The organism is Pseudomonas sp. GW821-FHT01E05 (assembly GCF_059422425.1).
In genome coordinates this window covers 281,321-300,684 of record NZ_JBWKWW010000003.1, presented here as the reverse complement: position 1 = coordinate 300,684, position 19,364 = coordinate 281,321, and the positions used below count along the sequence as shown (strand labels likewise).

Here is a 19,364-nt window from a genome sequence, read left to right as displayed (position 1 = left end):
CCTGGAGCGTCGCAATGCGATCTTCGGTTCAAGGCGACTGGCATTGCTGCGCAACCTCGTGTGCCTGGCATAAAAAGATGACAGGCAAATGCAGGCGGCATTCTAGCATGCTGGTTTTATGGCGCCAGCGCTCCAGGTTGGCTATAGGCAGGGGTTCTGCATCGTTATGGTGCAGATGGTTATTAGACGATTGTCGACAATACCTATTTTTCCTTTGACTGTTTGTAGGTAATTAGCTAGTTTTTGTCGCATTGGATTTAAAGGTGTCGACAATATGCTGGATCAACTCGATCCCCCAGTTCTGATGCAGGATGATTCGGAGACCCTCTCCGAGAATGTCTTCCGGCATATCCAGGCGGCCATTGTCAAAGGCGATATCGCCCCGGGCAGCAAGATTTCCGAGCCGGAGCTGGCGCGCACCTATGGCATCAGCCGCGGGCCATTGCGTGAGGCGATCCACCGTCTGGAAGGGCAGCGGCTGCTGGTGCGCATTCCCCATGTCGGCGCACGGGTGGTTTCCCTCAGCCATGCCGAGCTGATCGAACTCTATGAAATCCGCGAATCCCTGGAAGGCATGGCTTGTCGTCTGGCCGCCGAGCGCATGAGCGTCGAAGAAATCGACGAGCTGCGCCGGGTTCTCGAGACCCATGAGCGCGATGCGGCGTTCCAGGCCGGTGTCGGTTATTACCAGCAGGAAGGCGATTTCGACTTTCACTACCGGATCATTCAGGGCGCGGGCAACCGCACCCTGACCCAGATGCTCTGCGGTGAGCTGTACCAGTTGGTTCGCATGTACCGCATACAGTTTTCCGCTACGCCTAACCGCCCGCGCCAGGCGTTCGCCGAACATCACCGGATTCTCGACGCGATTGCTGATCGCGACGGTGAACTGGCCGAGTTGTTGATGCGCCGCCACATCGGCGCTTCCAAACGCAATATCGCGCGTCATTACCAGGACAGCGCCAACCAGACAGCCACTCCACGAGGTGAGTCATGAGTTCCAACAAGAGCACTCCAGGCCAGCGTTTCCGCGATGCGGTCGCCAGTGAACAGCCGCTGCAAGTGGTCGGCGCGATCAACGCCAACCACGCCTTGCTGGCCAAACGCGCCGGTTTCAAGGCGATCTACCTGTCCGGTGGCGGGGTGGCTGCCGGCTCCCTCGGTGTGCCGGACCTGGGCATTACCGGTCTGGATGACGTGTTGACCGACGTACGCCGGATCACTGACGTCTGCGACCTGCCGCTGCTGGTGGACGTGGACACCGGTTTCGGCTCCTCGGCGTTCAACGTGGCGCGTACCGTCAAGTCGATGATCAAGTTCGGCGCCGCGGCGATTCACATCGAAGACCAGGTCGGCGCCAAGCGCTGCGGCCACCGTCCGAACAAGGAAATCGTTTCTCAACAGGAAATGGTCGACCGCATCAAGGCCGCCGTCGATGCGCGCACCGATGACAGCTTCGTCATCATGGCGCGTACCGATGCACTGGCGGTGGAAGGCCTGGAGTCGGCGCTCGATCGCGCCGCAGCCTGCATCGAGGCCGGCGCCGATATGGTTTTCCCGGAAGCCATTACCGAACTTGAAATGTACAAATTGTTTGCCAGCCGCGTGAAAGCGCCGATTCTGGCCAATATCACGGAATTCGGCGCGACGCCGCTGTACACCGTCGAGCAATTGAAAGCCGCCGATGTTTCGCTGGTGCTGTACCCGCTGTCGGCATTCCGTGCCATGAACAAGGCGGCAGAAAACGTCTACACCGCCATTCGCCGCGACGGCACGCAGCAGAACGTCATCGACACCATGCAAACCCGTATGGAGCTGTACGACGCCATCGATTACCACGTTTTCGAGCAGAAGCTTGATGCGTTGTTTGCGTCGAAGAAATAGTAGGACCCGTAGCAGCTGCCGAGCCTGCGAGGCTGCGTTCGAGGCCGAAGGACTCGCCAGTCAGACGACGCAGTTTTCCAGATGAACCGCGTCGTCGGGGTTTACGACTGCTGCGCAGCCGGACGCAGCCTCGCAGGCTCGACAGCTGCTACGAAAGTGAGATAGCCGTTTAGAAACGTGCCGATTCCCTAACAAATTCAAGATTGGAGAAAGCAATGGCCGAAGCAAAAGTATTGAGTGGCGCCGGGCTACGGGGCCAGGTGGCCGGGCAAACCGCATTGTCCACCGTGGGACTGGAGGGCGCGGGCCTGACCTATCGCGGCTATGACGTTCGCGAACTGGCCGCCGACGCACAGTTCGAAGAAGTGGCCTACCTGCTGCTGTACGGCGAGCTGCCGACCAAGGCGCAGCTGGCGGCCTACATCAGCAAACTGAGCAAGCTGCGTGACCTGCCGCAAGCGCTGAAGGAGGTGCTCGAGCGCATTCCGGCGGACGTTCACCCGATGGACGTGATGCGCACCGGATGCTCGTTCCTGGGCAACATCGAACCGGAGAAAGACTTCTCTGAACAACATGATGCCACCGACCGGCTGCTGGCCGCGTTCCCGGCGATCATGTGCTACTGGTATCGCTTCAGCCACGACGGCAAACGCATTAACTGCGTGACCGATGAAGAATCCATCGGCGGGCATTTCCTGCACTTGCTGCACGATAAGAAGCCGAGCGAGTTGCACGTCAAGGTCATGAACGTTTCGCTGATCCTTTACGCGGAACACGAGTTCAACGCATCGACCTTTACCGCTCGAGTCTGCGCGTCGACCTTGTCCGACCTGTATTCCTGCATCACCGCGGCCATCGGCTCCTTGCGCGGCCCGCTGCACGGCGGCGCCAACGAAGCGGCAATGGAAATGATCGAGCGCTTCAAGTCCCCCGAAGAGGCGATCAAGGGGACCCTCGGCATGCTCGAGCGCAAAGAAAAGATCATGGGTTTTGGTCACGCGATCTATAAAGACAACGACCCGCGTAATGAAGTGATCAAGGGCTGGTCGAAAAAGCTCGCCGACGAAGTGGGAGACAAGGTGTTGTTCCCGGTCTCTGAAGCCATCGACAAGACCATGTGGGAGCAAAAGAAACTGTTCCCCAACGCCGACTTCTACCATGCCTCGACGTACCACTTCATGGGCATCCCGACCAAGCTGTTCACGCCGATTTTTGTCTGCTCACGCCTGACCGGCTGGGCCGCTCACGTGTTCGAGCAGCGCGCCCACAACCGCATCATCCGCCCGAGTGCCGAGTACGTCGGCGTCGAACAGCGCAAGTTCGTGCCAATCGAGCAACGCTGACCGGTGGGCATCGGCGTCGGTTGCTGAATGAAACGAAGAACCCTGTGTAGGAGCCGAGCTTGCTCGCGATAGCGGTGTAACTGTCGACATCAATGTTGAATGTCAGTCCGTCATCGCGAGCAAGCTCGCTCCTAAAGTGGATCGCGTTCATTTCAAGCCCGGTGCCAGGCGCCTCCCTCTGAAACTACCGTGATCGAGTCCTGACGCCCATGAACACTGAATTTCGCAAACCGCTGCCCGGCAGCCATCTGGATTACTTCGACGTCCACGCGGCTGTCGACGGCATCCAGCCCGGTGCCTACGACACACTGCCTTACACCTCCCGTGTGCTGGCCGAGAACCTGGTACGTCGCTGCGATCCTGCGACCCTCACCGACTCCCTGAAGCAGCTCATCGAACGCAAGCGCGATCTGGACTTCCCGTGGTTCCCGGCCCGTGTGGTGTGTCATGACATTCTCGGCCAGACCGCGCTGGTCGACCTCGCCGGCTTGCGTGATGCCATCGCCCTGCAAGGTGGCGACCCGGCCTTGGTCAACCCGGTGGTGCCGACCCAACTGATCGTCGATCACTCGCTGGCTGTGGAGTGCGGTGGCTTCGACCCGGACGCGTTCACCAAGAACCGTGCGATCGAAGATCGACGCAACGAAGACCGTTTCCACTTCATCAACTGGACCAAGAAGGCGTTCAAGAACGTCGACGTGATTCCGCCGGGTAACGGGATCATGCACCAGATCAATCTGGAGAAAATGTCTCCGGTGATTCAGGTGCGCGACGGCGTGGCGTTCCCGGATACCTGCGTCGGCACCGACAGCCACACCCCGCACGTGGATGCCCTTGGCGTGATCGCCATCGGCGTCGGTGGCCTGGAAGCCGAGAGCGTGATGCTCGGCCGCGCCTCGTGGATGCGCCTGCCGGAAAGTGTCGGCGTCGAGCTGACGGGCAAGCTGCAACCGGGCATCACCGCCACCGACATGGTGCTGGCGCTGACCGAGTTCTTGCGTAAACAAAAAGTCGTCGGTGCATGGCTGGAATTCTTCGGCGAAGGCGCTTCGGCGCTGACCTTGGGCGACCGCGCGACCATTTCCAACATGGCCCCGGAATACGGTGCCACCGCGGCGATGTTCTACATCGACCAGCAAACCATCGACTACCTGAAACTCACCGGCCGTGAAGACCAGCAGGTGCAACTGGTAGAGCTCTACGCCAAACAGACCGGTCTTTGGGCCGACAGCCTGAAGCAGGCGCAATATGAGCGTGGGCTGCGCTTCGATCTGTCTTCGGTGGTGCGCAATATGGCCGGTCCGAGCAATCCCCATGCGCGGGTGGCCACCACGGACCTCGCGGCCAAGGGCATTGCCGGTCAGTGGGACAATGTGCCGGGGCAGATGCCCGATGGCGCGGTGATCATTGCCGCCATCACCAGCTGCACCAACACCAGCAACCCGCGCAACGTCATCGCCGCCGGCCTGATGGCGCGTAACGCCAACAAGCTGGGGCTGACCCGCAAGCCGTGGGTCAAGTCGTCTCTGGCCCCGGGTTCCAAGACCGTTGCGCTGTACCTGGACGAAGCTGGCCTGACTCAAGAGCTGGAGCAACTGGGATTCGGCGTGGTGGCGTTCGCCTGCACTACCTGCAATGGCATGTCTGGCGCGCTGGACCCGGTGATCCAGCAAGAGATCATCGACCGCGATCTGTACGCCACCGCCGTGTTGTCGGGTAACCGCAACTTCGACGGGCGTATTCACCCCTACGCCAAGCAGGCGTTCCTCGCTTCGCCGCCGCTGGTGGTGGCTTACGCCATTGCCGGGACCATCCGTTTCGACATCGAAAAAGACGTGCTGGGCCTGACCGCCGATGGCAAGGAAATCCGCCTCAAAGACATCTGGCCCAGCGACGAAGAGATCGATGCAGTGGTCAAGGCGTCGGTCAAGCCGGAGCAGTTCCGCAAGGTGTATATCCCGATGTTCGCGATTCACGAAGACACAGGTCCCAAGGTCGAGCCGCTGTACGACTGGCGCGAGATGAGCACCTACATCCGCCGTCCGCCGTACTGGGAAGGTGCGCTGGCCGGTGAGCGTCCGCTCAAGGGCATGCGTCCATTGGCCGTGCTGCCGGATAACATCACTACCGATCACCTGTCGCCGTCCAACGCGATCATGCTCGACAGCGCCGCCGGTGAGTACCTGGCGAAAATGGGCCTGCCGGAGGAGGACTTCAACTCCTACGCCACCCACCGTGGCGATCACTTGACCGCGCAGCGCGCAACCTTCGCCAATCCGAAACTGTTCAACGAAATGGTCAAGGAAAACGGAGCGGTCAAACAGGGTTCCCTGGCTCGCGTCGAACCGGAAGGCAAGGTCATGCGCATGTGGGAAGCCATCGAGACCTACATGGAGCGCAAGCAGCCGCTGATCATCATCGCCGGCGCCGATTACGGTCAGGGTTCTTCCCGTGACTGGGCGGCCAAGGGCGTGCGTCTGGCCGGCGTGGAAGCCATCGCCGCCGAAGGTTTCGAGCGCATCCACCGTACCAACCTGGTCGGCATGGGTGTGCTGCCGCTGGAATTCAAACCGGGCGTAGATCGCAAGACGCTGGGTATCGACGGCAGCGAAACCTTCGACGTGATCGGCGAGCGTACCCCGCGTGCCACGCTAACCCTGCTGATTAACCGCAAGAACGGTGAGTGCCTCGAGGTGCCGGTCACTTGCCGCCTCGATACCGCCGAAGAAGTCTCGATCTACGAGGCCGGTGGTGTGCTGCAACGTTTCGCCCAGGACTTCCTCGAGTCGGCGGTTGCCGTCTAATACGACGAGCTGGAGCGGGACGTCGAAGTCCCGCCCCGGCCTATAAGGAAAAACATGGCTCACGTACCGCAAATCAAGATTCCCGCCACCTACATGCGAGGCGGCACCAGCAAAGGCGTGTTCTTCAGCCTGCAAGACCTTCCCGAATCTGCCCAGGTCCCGGGCGCTGCACGCGATGCACTGTTGCTACGGGTGATTGGTAGCCCGGATCCGTATGACAAGCAGATCGATGGCATGGGGGCTGCGACCTCGAGCACCAGCAAGACGGTCATCCTGTCCAGGAGCACAAGGCCCGACCACGACGTCGATTACCTGTTCGGTCAGGTCTCCATCGACAAGCCCTTCGTCGACTGGAGCGGCAACTGCGGCAACCTCTCTGCGGCGGTCGGCGCATTTGCCATCAGCAGCGGCCTGGTGGACGCCAGCCGCATCCCCCAAAACGGTGTGGCCACGGTGCGCATCTGGCAGGCCAATATCGGCAAGACCATCATCGCCCATGTGCCCATCACTGACGGCGCGGTGCAGGAAACCGGTGATTTCGAGCTCGACGGCGTGACCTTTCCTGCCGCCGAAGTCCAGCTCGAGTTCATGGACCCGGCCGCCGAGGAGGAGGGTGCGGGCGGCTCGATGTTCCCCACCGGCAATCTGGTCGATGACCTGCAGGTGCCAGGCCTTGGCACGCTCAAGGTGACGATGATCAATGCCGGGATCCCGACCATCTTCGTCAACGCGGATGCCATCGGCTACACTGGCACCGAGTTGCAGGGCGACATCAACGGTGACGCGAAGGCGCTGGCGATGTTCGAGACGATTCGTGCACACGGCGCACTGCGCATGGGCCTCATCCAGCACATTGATGAAGCCGCCAAGCGTCAGCACACGCCCAAGGTCGCCTTCGTCGCCAGGCCGGCCGATTACCTTGCCTCCAGCGGCAAGTTGGTTTGCGCGGGTGACGTGGACCTGCTCGTACGCGCGCTGTCCATGGGCAAGCTGCACCACGCCATGATGGGCACAGCCGCTGTGGCCATCGGCACCGCCGCGGCAATTCCGGGCACGCTGGTGAGCCTCGCTGCCGGCGGCAGTGCGCACAGCGCGGTGCGCTTCGGTCATCCCTCGGGCACCCTGCGCGTAGGCGCGGAGGCCAGCCAGGTCAACGGCGAGTGGACTGTGAACAAGGCCATCATGAGCCGCAGCGCCCGTGTGCTGATGGAAGGCTGGGTGCGCGTACCGGGTGATGCTTTCTGATATAGGTGAAACCTGTGGGAGCAGGCTTGCTCGCGATGGCGGCGACCCGTTCTTTCAGGTGGACCAAGACAGGTGTTCCCACACTTAACAGAGGGAATCAAACATGAGCGCCAATGTCGACCTGAACTATCGCCCCGACTACGACACCGTCCTGCAGGACATTGCCGACTACGTCCTGAACTTCAAGATCAAGTCCAAAGAAGCGCTGGACACTGCCCGCAACTGCCTGATGGACACCCTCGGCTGCGGCCTGCTGGCCCTGCGTTTTCCGGAGTGCACCAAGCACCTGGGGCCGATCGTGGAGGGCACTGTCGTACCGTTTGGCGCTCGGGTACCAGGCACCAGTTTTCGCCTTGATCCGGTCAAGGCTGCCTGGGACATTGGCTGCATCGTTCGTTGGCTCGACTACAACGACACCTGGCTGGCCGCCGAGTGGGGTCATCCATCCGACAACCTCGGCGGCATCCTGGCCGTGGCTGACTACCTGTCGCAGAAGCGTGTGGCCAATGGCGACGCGCCCCTGACCATTCGCGCCGTGCTGGAAGCGATGATCATGGCCCACGAGATACAGGGCGTGATCGCACTGGAAAACTCCTTCAATCGCGTAGGTCTGGACCACGTAATCCTGGTAAAAGTGGCCTCGACCGCTGTCACCGCGAAACTGATGGGTGCCAACCGCGAGCAACTGTTGTCCGCGTTGTCCCACGCGTTCGCCGATGGTCAGGCGCTGCGCACCTACCGTCACGCGCCGAACGCCGGTTCGCGTAAATCCTGGGCGGCGGGCGATGCGTCCAGCCGTGGCGTGCGTCTGGCGGACATTGCCATGCGCGGCGAAATGGGCATTCCGGGTGTGCTGACAGCAAAACAGTGGGGGTTCTACGACGTGCTGTTCAGCCATACCAACAAGGATCTGGCGCTCAAACCTGAAGACAAGCGTTCCTTCTGCTTCTCGCAGAAATTCGGCACCTACGTGATGGAGAACGTGCTGTTCAAAATCAGCTTCCCGGCCGAGTTTCACGCGCAAACTGCCTGTGAAGCTGCCGTGACCCTGCACGCTCAGGTCAAGGATCGCCTGCACGACATCGACAAGATCGTCATCACCACTCACGAGTCGGCGATCCGCATCATTTCCAAGGTCGGCAAGCTGGCCAACGCCGCTGACCGCGACCACTGCATTCAGTACATGACTGCCGTACCGTTGGCCTTTGGTAACCTGGTGGCCGAGCAATACGAAGACGATTTTCACGCCGGCCATCCGATTATCGATGAACTGCGCGAGAAGATGGTCGTCGTCGAAGACCCGCGTTACACCCGCGAATACCTGGAAGCCGACAAGCGTTCCATCGCCAACGCCCTGCAAGTGTTCTTCAAGGACGGCTCGAAAACCGAACAGGTCGTGGTTGAGTACCCGATTGGCCACCGCCGTCGCCGCGCCGACGGCATTCCATTGCTGGAGGACAAGTTCAAGACCAACCTGGCAACCCGGTTCACCGCGCAACGCACCGCTGAAATCTTTGCCCTGTGCAAGGACCAGGCTGCACTTGAAGCGACCCCGGTCAACCGCTTTGTTGATATGTTCGTGGTCTGACGCCTGCACGCCCCGGAACGCACGATCTTGATCAGCAGTTTGAGCAAGGCACTGGCGACGGCTTCAGGGCTGGGGAATGAGTGGGCTAAGCGCTTGAAATAACACCGCGTTATCGTTCATCGCGAGCAAGCTCGCTCCTACAGGAAGTACACGATCTAGTGTGGGAGCGGGCTTGCTCGCGATAGCGGTCTGACAGGCGATACAACAATTACTTGAACCGCCGCTCCACGCCTTTCTCCACCAGAATCTTCGCCGAAATCTCTTCCACCGAAAAATGTGTGGAGTTGATATGCGCGATGTTCTCGCGGCGGAACAGATTCTCCACTTCCCGTACTTCGAATTCGCACTGGGCATAACTCGAATAGCGGCTGTTAGGCTTGCGCTCGTTGCGGATCGCAGTGAGGCGGTCCGGGTCGATGGTCAGGCCGAACAGTTTGTGCTGATGGGCGCGTAGGGCGGCGGGCAGTTGCAGACGCTCCATGTCGTCTTCGGTCAGCGGGTAGTTGGCCGCGCGGATGCCGAATTGCATGGCCATGTACAGGCAGGTCGGGGTTTTGCCGCAGCGCGAGACACCCACCAGGATCAGATCGGCCTTGTCGTAATAGTGGGTTCGGGCGCCGTCGTCGTTGTCGAGGGCGAAGTTCACCGCCTCGATGCGTTCCATATAGTTGGAGTTGTGGCCAATGGAATGAGACTTGCCGACCGAATACGACGAATGCTCGCTCAACTCCTGCTCCAGTGGCGCGAGGAAGGTCGAGAAAATGTCAATCATGAAACCATTGGAGGTCGCGAGGATCTCACGAATATCCTGATTGACGATGGTATCGAAGATGATCGGGCGAAATCCGTCCTTTTCGGCGGCATTGTTGATTTGTTGCACCATGGCCCGCGCTTTATCCACGCTGTCGATGTACGGCCGTATGGCTTTGCTGAAGGTAATGTTTTCGAACTGCGCCAACAGGCTTTGACCCAGGGTTTCGGCTGTAATGCCCGTGCCATCGGAGATAAAGAAAGCAGATCGTTTCATTTGCGCCTTGGGCCTTAAGCTGGTGACGATTCTTGGATATGATAGGCGCGGTTTGTCGGCCTCGGATGGCCCGCATTCTCACTTATTTTCCAGGTCCAGGCCATATCGCCGGCAAACGCTCCCATTGAGCAACCGGTGTTCTGAGCTTTTCCAACACAGCTAGTGGAGAGATCACCTTGGTAGAGTACGTAGTTTCCCTCGATAAGCTCGGCGTCCATGATGTAGAGCATGTGGGGGGCAAGAACGCATCCCTGGGCGAGATGATCAGTAACCTTGCGGGTGCCGGTGTATCGGTTCCCGGTGGCTTTGCTACAACGGCTCAGGCTTACCGTGACTTCCTTGAGTTAAGTGGTCTGAACAACCAGATCCACGCCGCCCTTGATGCGCTGGACGTCGATGACGTGAATGCCCTGGCCAAAACCGGCGCGCAAATCCGTCAATGGATCATGGAGGCCGAGTTTCCGGAGAAGCTCAACGCCGAAATCCGCACCGCGTTCGCCACGCTGTCGGCCGGCAACCCCGACATGGCGGTGGCCGTGCGCTCCTCGGCGACCGCCGAAGACTTGCCGGACGCCTCTTTCGCCGGTCAGCAGGAAACCTTCCTGAACATCCGTGGCGTCGAGAACGTCATTCGCGCTGCCAAGGAAGTGTTTGCTTCCCTGTTCAACGATCGCGCCATTTCCTACCGTGTACACCAGGGTTTCGACCACAAGCTGGTCGCCCTGTCCGCTGGCGTGCAGCGCATGGTGCGCTCGGAAACCGGCACCGCCGGCGTGATGTTCACCCTGGATACCGAGTCGGGCTTCCGTGACGTGGTGTTCATCACCGGCGCCTACGGCCTGGGCGAAACCGTCGTACAAGGCGCGGTGAACCCGGATGAGTTCTACGTCCACAAAGGCACGCTGGCAGCCGGTCGCCCGGCAATCCTGCGCCGCAACCTGGGCAGTAAAGCCATCAAGATGATCTACGGCGACGAAGCCAAGGCCGGTCGTTCGGTCAAGACTGTCGATGTCGACAAGGCCGAACGCGCGCGCTTCTGCCTGACCGACGCCGAAGTCAGCGAACTGGCCAAGCAGGCGATGATCATCGAGAAGCACTACAAGTGCCCGATGGACATCGAATGGGCCAAAGACGGTGACGACGGCAAGCTGTACATCGTTCAGGCCCGCCCTGAAACCGTGAAGAGCCGCACCCAGGCGAACGTCATGGAACGTTACCTGTTGAAAGAAACCGGCACCGTGCTGGTAGAAGGTCGCGCCATCGGTCAGCGCATCGGCGCCGGCAAGGTGCGGATCATCAGAGACGTTTCCGAGATGGACAAGGTTCAGCCGGGCGACGTTCTGGTGTCCGACATGACCGATCCGGACTGGGAACCGGTCATGAAGCGCGCCAGCGCCATCGTCACCAACCGTGGCGGGCGTACGTGCCACGCGGCGATCATCGCTCGCGAGCTGGGCATCCCGGCCGTGGTGGGTTGCGGCAATGCCACCCAACTGTTGAAAGACGGCCAGGGCGTTACCGTGTCCTGCGCTGAAGGCGACACTGGTTTCATCTTCGAAGGCCAGCTGGGCTTCGATATCAAGAAGAACTCCGTCGACGCCATGCCTGATCTGCCGTTCAAGATCATGATGAACGTCGGTAACCCGGATCGTGCCTTCGATTTCTCCCAGTTGCCGAACGCCGGTGTGGGTCTGGCCCGTCTGGAATTCATCATCAACCGCATGATCGGTGTGCACCCCAAGGCACTGCTGAACTACGCCGGGTTGCCGCAGGAGATCAAGGAAAGCGTCGACAAGCGCATCGCCGGCTACGACGACCCGGTCGGCTTCTACGTCGAGAAACTGGTCGAAGGCATCAGTACCCTGGCGGCTGCGTTCTGGCCGAAAAAGGTCATCGTGCGTCTGTCGGACTTCAAGTCCAATGAATACGCGAACCTGATCGGCGGCAAGCTCTACGAACCGGAAGAAGAGAACCCGATGCTGGGTTTCCGTGGCGCATCGCGTTACATCAGCGAATCGTTCCGTGACTGCTTCGAGCTCGAATGCCGCGCTCTCAAGCGTGTTCGCAACGAGATGGGCCTGACTAACGTCGAAATCATGGTGCCGTTCGTCCGTACCCTGGGCGAAGCCAGCCAGGTTGTCGATCTACTGGCGGAAAACGGTCTGGCACGGGGTGAAAACGGTCTGCGCATCATCATGATGTGCGAACTGCCATCCAACGCCATCCTGGCCGAAGAGTTCCTCGAGTACTTCGACGGCTTCTCCATCGGTTCCAACGACCTGACCCAGCTGACCCTGGGCCTGGACCGTGACTCCGGGATCATCGCGCACCTGTTCGACGAGCGAAATCCAGCGGTCAAGAAACTGTTGGCCAATGCCATCCAGGCGTGCAACAAGGCTGGCAAATACATTGGTATTTGCGGTCAGGGCCCTTCCGACCACCCTGATCTGGCCAAATGGCTGATGGAGCAGGGCATCGAAAGCGTCTCGTTGAACCCCGATTCCGTACTGGAAACCTGGTTCTTCCTGGCTGAAGGTCAGGCCTCGGCCTGATGGTGTTGTTGTAGGAGCGAGCTTGCTCGCTCCTACACAGATCGACATTGCGGTCATTGATTGGCCTTTTTAGATATTCAAGTAGGGCGGGCATCCATCTGAATGCCGCCCTTTTTTGTGCAAGGCATTATGCAAAGCAGCAGCAATCTATTTCCTGTCGCCTTGATCAGCGCCGAGCGGCGCGGTGATCTGAGCGAAGACGTCTACCGTTTGAAGCCTGGCAATAGTCCTGATGGCACCGTTGAGCTGGCGGTCACCCGCTTGGGCATGGCGGATGCGCCTGAGGTTCGCGGCGTCCCGGTGGTGCTGCTTCATGGCAGTTTTTCCAACCGGCGATTCTGGTACTCGCCCAAAGGTCTGGGGCTGGGCGCTTATCTGGCGCGGGCCGGTTTTGATGTGTGGATTCCGGAGATGCGCGGTCACGGCTTGTCCCGGCGCAATCAGGACTACAGCAAGAACCGCGTCGCCGACTATGCCCGCTACGATCTGCCAGCGATTGCCGCGTTCGTGCGTGAGCAAAGTGGCCAGATTCCCCATTGGTTGGGACATTCGCTGGGCGGCATCACGCTGGCGGCGGCGTTGGGCGGCCAGTATCTGGGCGCGCCTGCCGTTGCGTCTGCAGCGTTTTTCGGCACCCAGGTCAGTCGTACTTACTGGCCATTGAAAATCCCGCCGGTGGAGTGGAGCGGGCGATTCATTTTGAAGCGATTTGCCCGGATATCGGGTTCCCGGCTCAAGCGCGGACCCGAGGATGAGCCGATTGGGCTGGCCCTGGAAGGCATGCGCTGGTACGGGCTGTTCGGTCGTTTTGGTGACTCGGAGAAGGACTGGTGGGCGGGGCTGGCTGAGAGTCAGGTGCCGGTGTTGGGCGTGAGCGCAGCGGGTGATCATCAAGACCCAACGTGGGCCTGCCGTAAACTTTTCGATCAGTTTGGCTCCGATTTGCGGCAGTTCGTTTGCCTGGGACGGGAGCAGGGCTTTAGCGACAATTTTGGCCATGTGGAGATGCTGGTCAGTAAAAATGCCCAGACTGAGGTCTGGCCATTGGTGGAGCGCTGGTTGAAAGATCAGGAAACTCCGTTGCTGACCCAGGAGTCGAATCTCGCCGCTGCGGTCTGAGCGGTGCGCTCTGACAAGGGCATTTCGCTCTGGTCGGCTTACGGCTAAGATATGACGCGTTGGGCTGTTTTGGTCACATTCAGTTACTGAGTCAGCATTTATGTTCGTGCCGCTTGAGCGTCTGATCAATCTGGATGAAGGTTACCGACGAACTTTTCAGGTCGGCGGGCGTAGCCTGTTGCTCTTGGTGCTGGACAATCAGCCGTTGCTGATTGAGGACAGCTGTCCGCATCGAGGCGCGCCGTTGTCTGCCGGCACGGTGGTGGGCAATGTGTTGCGTTGCGCGCGGCATGGCATGGAGTTCCAGTTGCCCGGCGGGCTTGCCTTGCAGCCGTCCTGCCCTGGCCTGAACATGTTGAAACTGGCGTATGAAGGTGACCGTATCGGTATCGACGTATAAGGTGATGTTTTGAAGATCCAGCGCCGATGCTCGCTTTAACAGCGTATCTCTGTAGTTTTTGACACCCGTTCGTGTTTTTTCTCTTACAGGAGTTTCTCGATGAACCATTACCTTACTCCCGATCTGTGCGACGCCTACCCGGAACTGGTGCAGGTGCTCGAACCGATGTTCAGCAATTTTGGCGGTCGTGATTCCTTCGGCGGCGAAATCGTTACCATCAAGTGCTTCGAAGACAACTCGCTGGTCAAGGAGCAGGTCGAGCTCAAAGGGAATGGCAAGGTACTGGTGGTCGATGGCGGTGGTTCACTGCGCCGTGCGTTGTTGGGCGACGTGCTGGCCGAGAAAGCCGCGAAAAACGGTTGGGAAGGGCTGGTCATCTATGGCTGTATCCGTGATGTCGACGTCATCGCGCAAACCGATCTGGGCGTACAGGCGCTCGCCAGTCACCCGATGAAGACCGACAAGCGTGGCATTGGCGATCTCAACGTTGCTGTGACCTTTGCCGGCGTGACGTTCCGTCCGGGCGAATACATCTATGCGGATAACAACGGCGTGATCATCTCGCCAAGTCCGCTGAAGATGCCTGAATAAAATATCGAGTTACAGAAGGGGTGAGGATGTTCGAGGAAGAAAACGCGCAGTGGGGGCTGGTTCATGCCCTGGTGCTGGATGGTAAAGGCGGTGCGCGTTCGATAGCCCGGACTGAACTGGATGACCTGCAACTGCAATCTCACGAAAGCCTCTGGCTGCACTGGGATCGCAGTCACCCGCAAACCCAGACCTGGCTGCGTAAATCCAGTGGTCTGAGTGAGTTCAGCTGCGATCTGTTGCTTGAAGAAAATACCCGACCACGCCTGCTGGCGCTGCCGGACAGCGAACTGCTGCTGTTTTTGCGCGGGATTAACCTCAATCCTGGCGCTGAGCCGGAAGACATGGTTTCAGTGCGGATCTTCGCTTCCGCCCAGCGCGTCATTTCATTGCGCTTGCGGCCATTGCGAGCCACCGATGAGTTATTGGTGCAGCTCACCGAAGGCAAGGGGCCGAAAAGCGCCTCGGAACTGATCCTTTATCTGGCTCAGTATCTGACGAACAAGGTCCAGGATCTGGTCAGCGATCTCTCGGAAATTGTCGACAATGAAGAAGAAAAGCTGGATTCCGACGAACGGTATTCGCCGGAGCATGGATCCGTTTTGCAGATCCGTCGGCGGGCTGCCGGGCTGAAACGTTTCCTCGCTCCGCAGCGGGATATTTTCGGTCAGCTTACCCGGATCAAATTGCCGTGGTTCGTCAATGACGATGGCGACTACTGGAACGAATTGAACAACAGCCTGACGCGCTATCTGGAAGAGCTGGAATTGACCCGGGAGCGCGTGGGGCTTGTGCTGGATACCGATGAGCGACGTTTGAACGTGCGGATGAATCGCACGATGTACCGCTTCGGATTTATCACCTGGATCTTTCTGCCGATGAGTTTTCTGACCGGTTTGCTGGGGATAAATGTCGGTGGATTGCCCTTCTCGGGGAACCCATATGGCTTCCTCATTGCCTGCCTGATGATGGTTTCCGTGGCTCTGGGTCAATGGTGGTTGTTCCGGCGTTTACGTTGGGTCTGATGTTTGGGCATGTGACCCGAGGAATTTTGATCGCGTCTTTCACAGACATCTCGAGAGGTGCGTATGCACGATCCGTTCGAACAGTCTCTGCGTGACATGCTTAAAGCGACGCCGTCCACCCGTGACGACGCTGCTTGCCTGGGCCGTGTACTGAAAACCGCCAACCGTCAGGTGGGGGCGGGTGATCTGTTCAGTTTGCTGGGGCGTTGGTTGCCGGCGCTGATGATTGCCCTCAATAACGGCTCGGCCCACGTCTCGCCGGTTTCCCGTCGTAAACCTATTGCTCGCACTGCTGATAAGGCTGATTGAATATGGAACTTGATCTCTGGACTCAGAGCCTCGTCACTGCGATGACTGCGTTGTGGACCAAGGTAGCGAACTTCATTCCGAACCTGTTCGGCGCACTGGTTGTGTTGCTGTTGGGTTTTGTCGTGGCCAAGCTGCTCGACACCTTGCTCTCCAAATTGCTGGCCAAACTGGGCCTGGATCGCCTGATGGGCGGTACCGGTTTGACCAAGTTGCTGTCTCGCGCGGGCCTGCAGGTTCCGATCTCGACCTTGATCGGCAAGATCGTTTATTGGTTCATTTTGCTGATTTTTCTGGTTTCTGCTGCAGAATCACTCGGCCTTGAGCGGGTTTCGGCTACGCTCGACATGCTGGCGCTGTATGTGCCGAAAGTATTCGGTGCGGCGCTGGTGTTGCTGGTAGGGGTGTTGCTGGCGCAGCTGGCCAATGGGCTGGTACGTGGCGCGGCAGAAGGCGTAGGCCTGGATTACGCCGCCGGTCTTGGGCGTATTGCTCAGGGCCTGGTGATCATCATCAGTATTTCGGTCGCGATCAGCCAGTTGGAGGTCAAAACAGACCTGCTCAACCATGTGATCGTGATTGTACTGATAACCGTTGGTCTGGCGGTTGCCTTGGCCATGGGGTTGGGAAGCCGGGAAATTGCCGGGCAAATTCTTGCGGGAATTTATGTGCGTGAGTTGTATGAGGTTGGGCAACAAGTACGTGTTGGTGAGGTCGAAGGCCAGATCGAAGAGATCGGCACGGTTAAAACTACATTGCTGACCGATGAGGGTGAGCTAGTCTCTCTCTCCAATCGGATACTGCTGGAACAGCATGTTAGTAGCCGCTAACCCGGCAAACCCTGCTAATGTATGCCGCCGCAAAATGCCCGCTCACACGGGTTGCGGCGGACATTGACCTGACTGTCGGCACGACTCGTTTTGAATAAAACCCAATCGCTAACCATGCGCTACGACCCCCGAGAGCTCTCCGATGAGGAGTTGGTTGAGCGTTCGCACGGGGAGCTGTTTCACGTAACGCGCGCCTATGAAGAATTGATGCGGCGCTATCAGAGAACCCTATTTAACGTTTGTGCACGTTATTTAGGGAACGATCGTGATGCAGATGATGTCTGTCAGGAAGTGATGTTGAAGGTGTTGTACGGTTTGAAGAACTTCGAGGGCAAATCGAAGTTCAAGACATGGTTGTACAGCATCACATACAACGAGTGCATCACGCAGTATCGCAAGGAGCGGCGAAAGCGTCGCTTGATGGATGCCTTGAGTCTCGACCCCCTTGAGGAAGCATCTGAAGAGAAGATGCCGAAACCTGAGGATAAAGGTGGACTTGATCGCTGGTTGGTGTACGTGAACCCGATCGATCGGGAAATTCTGGTGCTACGATTTGTCGCAGAGCTGGAGTTTCAGGAGATCGCAGACATAATGCACATGGGTTTGAGCGCAACAAAAATGCGGTACAAGCGTGCTCTTGATAAATTGCGTGAGAAATTTGCAGGCATTGCTGAAACTTAGTTCGGCGCAAATATCTCTTACGTGCAGGCAAGTTCTGTTAGACTTGCCGCCGAGTTGTCCCCCGGTTTGCGGGACTGCTTTACAATCACCAGATGGGGATTTAACGGATGAAACTGAAAAACACCTTGGGCTTGGCCATTGGTTCTCTTATTGCCGCTACTTCGTTCGGCGCTCTGGCACAAGGCCAAGGCGCGGTCGAGGGTGAGGCTTTCTACAAGAAGCAGTACAACGACAGCATCAACGACGTTGAAGACGGTCGCCGTCCAGGCGTTTCGATCGGTTACTTCCTGACCGACGACGTTTCGGTCAACGCTACTTACGAGAAAGACGATTACACTCGTTCGAACAACAACACTGGCGGCCAGAAGATCAAAGGCGATCACTTCGGTCTGAAGGCCCAGTACCACTTCCTGCCAGTTGGCAGCCCAGTGCGCCCTTACGTTGAAGGCGGTGTTTCCCACGGCAGCATGACCAACGTCGCTGCTGATGGCCACACTGGTCGTGACAAGTCCACCTTCCTGACCACTGGCGCTGGCGCCAAGTGGTACATCACCGACAACCTGTACGCTCGTGCCGGCGTTGAAGCCGACTACAAGCTGGACAACGGTCGTTGGGACTACGCTCCTGTGATCGGTCTGGGTGTTAACTTCGGTGGCGGCTCCAAGCCTGCCCCGGCACCAGTTCCAGTTGCAGCTCCAGTAGCTGAGCCAGCTCCAGAAACTCCGGTTGCTGAAGTAGTTCGTGTTCAGCTGGACGTGAAGTTCGACTTCAACAAGGCTGTTGTCAAGCCAAACAGCTACGGCGACGTGAAGAACCTGGCTGACTTCATGAAGCAGTACCCGAACACCACCACCGTTGTTGAAGGTCACACTGACAACGTCGGTCCTGACGCTTACAACCAGAAACTGTCCCAGCGTCGTGCCGACGCTGTTAAACAAGTCCTGGTCAAGGATGGTGTTGACACTAACCGCGTTCACTCGGTTGGTTATGGCAAGTCCCGCCCAATTGCTGACAACGCAACTGAAGCTGGTCGTGCTATGAACCGTCGCGTAGAAGCGCAGGTTGAAGCTACCGCTAAGTAATTAGCTTTGTAGTTCGGAAAAGCCCGGCTTAGGCCGGGCTTTTCTTTGTCCTGGATTTGGTGTCGAGCGAAGATTTGCAATGGCATTGAAGATATCGGCGGCTTCAGCAACTCCTGCGCGAGAATGCGCTCAAGCGCGTTCCTGTAGGCGCTGCCGCAGGCTGCAATCTTTTGACGTTTGTTCACGTGCTGCGACCGCGCCAATCACCAGAATGGCCGGGCTTTTCAGCTGGAAGACGAGGGCATCTTCCTGCATGGCTGTCAGATCGCTCCGGCATTCCCTTTGCTGGGGTAGCGAAGCGTTTTCGATCATCGCCACTGGTGTGTCAGCGGCAAGGCCGCCGGCCAGCAATTGATCGCGAATTTCGCTCAGCTTGGCGACGCCCATGTAAATCACCAGCGTCGTGCCGCTTTGGGCCAGGGCCTGCCAGTTCAGGCTGCTATCGTCCTGAGTGTGGGCGGTCACCAGGGTCACGCCACGACTGATGCCACGCAGTGTCAACGGGATATCGCATTGCGTCGCACCGGCAAGACCTGCTGTGATGCCATTGACCATTTCGACTTCAATCCCATGGACTCTGAGCCACTGTGCCTCTTCACCGCCACGCCCGAAAATGCACGGATCGCCGCCCTTGAGCCGCACCACGCATTTGCCCTGGCGGGCATAGCGCAGCATCAAGCGATGAATGAACTCTTGCGGCGTGGAGCGACAACCCCCGCGTTTGCCCACCGGGATGATGCGAGCTGTCGGGCAGTGAACCAGAACGGCCTCGTTCACCAGATCATCGATCAGCACCACATCGGCTTCGCCCAGTGCCCGTACCGCTTTGAGGGTCAGCAATTCAGGATCGCCAGGACCTGCGCCTACCAGCCAGACTTTTGCGCTCATGT

General features: G+C 58.7%; 17 protein-coding genes. 15 read left to right on the top strand and 2 right to left on the bottom strand.

Annotation, left to right across the window (positions count from 1 at the left end; genetic code table 11):
* The first annotated feature begins 274 nt into the window (after window positions 1-274).
* The 6 genes from AC07W5_RS07905 (at window position 275) to prpD (ending at window position 8,864) form a co-directional block, all read left to right on the top strand.
* A complete protein-coding gene (locus AC07W5_RS07905) occupies window positions 275-997 on the top strand; it encodes a GntR family transcriptional regulator (RefSeq protein ID WP_495023144.1) in 723 nt (240 codons plus the stop codon).
* Window positions 994-1,884, top strand: a complete 891-nt coding sequence (gene prpB / locus AC07W5_RS07900; RefSeq protein WP_494992400.1) for a methylisocitrate lyase — start codon at window positions 994-996, stop codon at window positions 1,882-1,884. The genes AC07W5_RS07905 and prpB overlap by 4 nt, the downstream gene beginning before the upstream one ends.
* A 215-nt stretch (window positions 1,885-2,099) precedes the next feature.
* A complete protein-coding gene (gene prpC / locus AC07W5_RS07895; protein WP_495023143.1) occupies window positions 2,100-3,227 on the top strand; it encodes a bifunctional 2-methylcitrate synthase/citrate synthase in 1,128 nt (375 codons plus the stop codon).
* Window positions 3,228-3,436: 209 nt separating this feature from the next.
* Window positions 3,437-6,031, top strand: coding sequence for a Fe/S-dependent 2-methylisocitrate dehydratase AcnD (gene acnD, locus AC07W5_RS07890; protein ID WP_495023142.1), 2,595 nt, complete (start codon window positions 3,437-3,439; stop codon window positions 6,029-6,031).
* A 54-nt stretch (window positions 6,032-6,085) separates the two neighbouring features.
* Window positions 6,086-7,276: a 2-methylaconitate cis-trans isomerase PrpF gene (gene prpF / locus AC07W5_RS07885; protein WP_494992397.1), complete on the top strand. Its 1,191-nt coding sequence runs from the start codon at window positions 6,086-6,088 to the stop codon at window positions 7,274-7,276.
* Between the two features lie 103 nt (window positions 7,277-7,379).
* On the top strand, window positions 7,380-8,864 hold the full coding sequence (gene prpD, locus AC07W5_RS07880; RefSeq protein ID WP_495023141.1) for a 2-methylcitrate dehydratase: 1,485 nt from the start codon (window positions 7,380-7,382) through the stop codon (window positions 8,862-8,864).
* 208 nt (window positions 8,865-9,072) lie between these two features.
* On the opposite strand, the gene ppsR is transcribed toward prpD, so the two are convergent.
* Window positions 9,073-9,891, bottom strand: coding sequence for a posphoenolpyruvate synthetase regulatory kinase/phosphorylase PpsR (gene ppsR, locus AC07W5_RS07875; RefSeq protein ID WP_494992395.1), 819 nt, complete (start codon window positions 9,889-9,891; stop codon window positions 9,073-9,075).
* A gap of 176 nt (window positions 9,892-10,067) precedes the next feature.
* Between ppsR and ppsA the strand changes: the two genes are divergently transcribed.
* From ppsA to AC07W5_RS07830, 9 genes are all read left to right on the top strand, one after another.
* Window positions 10,068-12,443 (top strand): phosphoenolpyruvate synthase, encoded by a 2,376-nt coding sequence (gene ppsA, locus AC07W5_RS07870; protein ID WP_495023140.1) that lies wholly within the window; start codon window positions 10,068-10,070, stop codon window positions 12,441-12,443.
* 129 nt (window positions 12,444-12,572) lie between these two features.
* Window positions 12,573-13,562 (top strand): alpha/beta fold hydrolase, encoded by a 990-nt coding sequence (locus tag AC07W5_RS07865; protein ID WP_495023139.1) that lies wholly within the window; start codon window positions 12,573-12,575, stop codon window positions 13,560-13,562.
* 100 nt (window positions 13,563-13,662) lie between these two features.
* Window positions 13,663-13,962 carry a Rieske (2Fe-2S) protein gene (locus tag AC07W5_RS07860; protein WP_494992392.1) on the top strand — a complete coding sequence of 100 codons (300 nt, stop codon included), beginning with the start codon at window positions 13,663-13,665 and terminating at the stop codon, window positions 13,960-13,962.
* A 99-nt stretch (window positions 13,963-14,061) separates the two neighbouring features.
* Entirely contained in the window at window positions 14,062-14,553 is a 492-nt protein-coding gene (rraA, locus tag AC07W5_RS07855) for a ribonuclease E activity regulator RraA (RefSeq protein WP_495023138.1), read from the top strand.
* Window positions 14,554-14,579: 26 nt separating this feature from the next.
* Window positions 14,580-15,575 (top strand): zinc transporter ZntB, encoded by a 996-nt coding sequence (locus AC07W5_RS07850; RefSeq protein WP_495010615.1) that lies wholly within the window; start codon window positions 14,580-14,582, stop codon window positions 15,573-15,575.
* 63 nt (window positions 15,576-15,638) lie between these two features.
* The gene (locus tag AC07W5_RS07845) at window positions 15,639-15,884 is read left to right on the top strand and encodes a CrfX protein (RefSeq protein ID WP_494992390.1); all 246 of its coding nucleotides are present in this window, start codon (window positions 15,639-15,641) and stop codon (window positions 15,882-15,884) included.
* 2 nt (window positions 15,885-15,886) lie between these two features.
* The gene (locus AC07W5_RS07840) at window positions 15,887-16,711 is read left to right on the top strand and encodes a mechanosensitive ion channel family protein (RefSeq protein ID WP_494992389.1); all 825 of its coding nucleotides are present in this window, start codon (window positions 15,887-15,889) and stop codon (window positions 16,709-16,711) included.
* A gap of 90 nt (window positions 16,712-16,801) precedes the next feature.
* Complete coding sequence (gene sigX / locus AC07W5_RS07835) at window positions 16,802-17,392, top strand: RNA polymerase sigma factor SigX (protein ID WP_494992388.1); 591 nt, start codon at window positions 16,802-16,804, stop codon at window positions 17,390-17,392.
* Window positions 17,393-17,499: 107 nt separating this feature from the next.
* On the top strand, window positions 17,500-18,474 hold the full coding sequence (locus AC07W5_RS07830; RefSeq protein WP_494992387.1) for an OmpA family protein: 975 nt from the start codon (window positions 17,500-17,502) through the stop codon (window positions 18,472-18,474).
* 129 nt (window positions 18,475-18,603) lie between these two features.
* Here AC07W5_RS07830 and cobA read toward each other — a convergent pair whose 3' ends face one another.
* Window positions 18,604-19,362 carry a uroporphyrinogen-III C-methyltransferase gene (cobA, locus tag AC07W5_RS07825; RefSeq protein WP_495023137.1) on the bottom strand — a complete coding sequence of 253 codons (759 nt, stop codon included), beginning with the start codon at window positions 19,360-19,362 and terminating at the stop codon, window positions 18,604-18,606.
* Between the last annotated feature and the right edge of the window lie 2 nt (window positions 19,363-19,364).

Coding starts and splice junctions, on each gene's coding strand:
- AC07W5_RS07905 (WP_495023144.1), top strand. CDS start 275: ATGCTGGATCAACTCGATCCCCCAGTTCTGATGCAGGATGATTCGGAG.
- prpB (WP_494992400.1), top strand. CDS start 994: ATGAGTTCCAACAAGAGCACTCCAGGCCAGCGTTTCCGCGATGCGGTC.
- prpC (WP_495023143.1), top strand. CDS start 2,100: ATGGCCGAAGCAAAAGTATTGAGTGGCGCCGGGCTACGGGGCCAGGTG.
- acnD (WP_495023142.1), top strand. CDS start 3,437: ATGAACACTGAATTTCGCAAACCGCTGCCCGGCAGCCATCTGGATTAC.
- prpF (WP_494992397.1), top strand. CDS start 6,086: ATGGCTCACGTACCGCAAATCAAGATTCCCGCCACCTACATGCGAGGC.
- prpD (WP_495023141.1), top strand. CDS start 7,380: ATGAGCGCCAATGTCGACCTGAACTATCGCCCCGACTACGACACCGTC.
- ppsR (WP_494992395.1), bottom strand. CDS start 9,891: ATGAAACGATCTGCTTTCTTTATCTCCGATGGCACGGGCATTACAGCC.
- AC07W5_RS07865 (WP_495023139.1), top strand. CDS start 12,573: ATGCAAAGCAGCAGCAATCTATTTCCTGTCGCCTTGATCAGCGCCGAG.
- AC07W5_RS07860 (WP_494992392.1), top strand. CDS start 13,663: ATGTTCGTGCCGCTTGAGCGTCTGATCAATCTGGATGAAGGTTACCGA.
- rraA (WP_495023138.1), top strand. CDS start 14,062: ATGAACCATTACCTTACTCCCGATCTGTGCGACGCCTACCCGGAACTG.
- AC07W5_RS07850 (WP_495010615.1), top strand. CDS start 14,580: ATGTTCGAGGAAGAAAACGCGCAGTGGGGGCTGGTTCATGCCCTGGTG.
- AC07W5_RS07845 (WP_494992390.1), top strand. CDS start 15,639: ATGCACGATCCGTTCGAACAGTCTCTGCGTGACATGCTTAAAGCGACG.
- AC07W5_RS07840 (WP_494992389.1), top strand. CDS start 15,887: ATGGAACTTGATCTCTGGACTCAGAGCCTCGTCACTGCGATGACTGCG.
- AC07W5_RS07830 (WP_494992387.1), top strand. CDS start 17,500: ATGAAACTGAAAAACACCTTGGGCTTGGCCATTGGTTCTCTTATTGCC.
- cobA (WP_495023137.1), bottom strand. CDS start 19,362: ATGAGCGCAAAAGTCTGGCTGGTAGGCGCAGGTCCTGGCGATCCTGAA.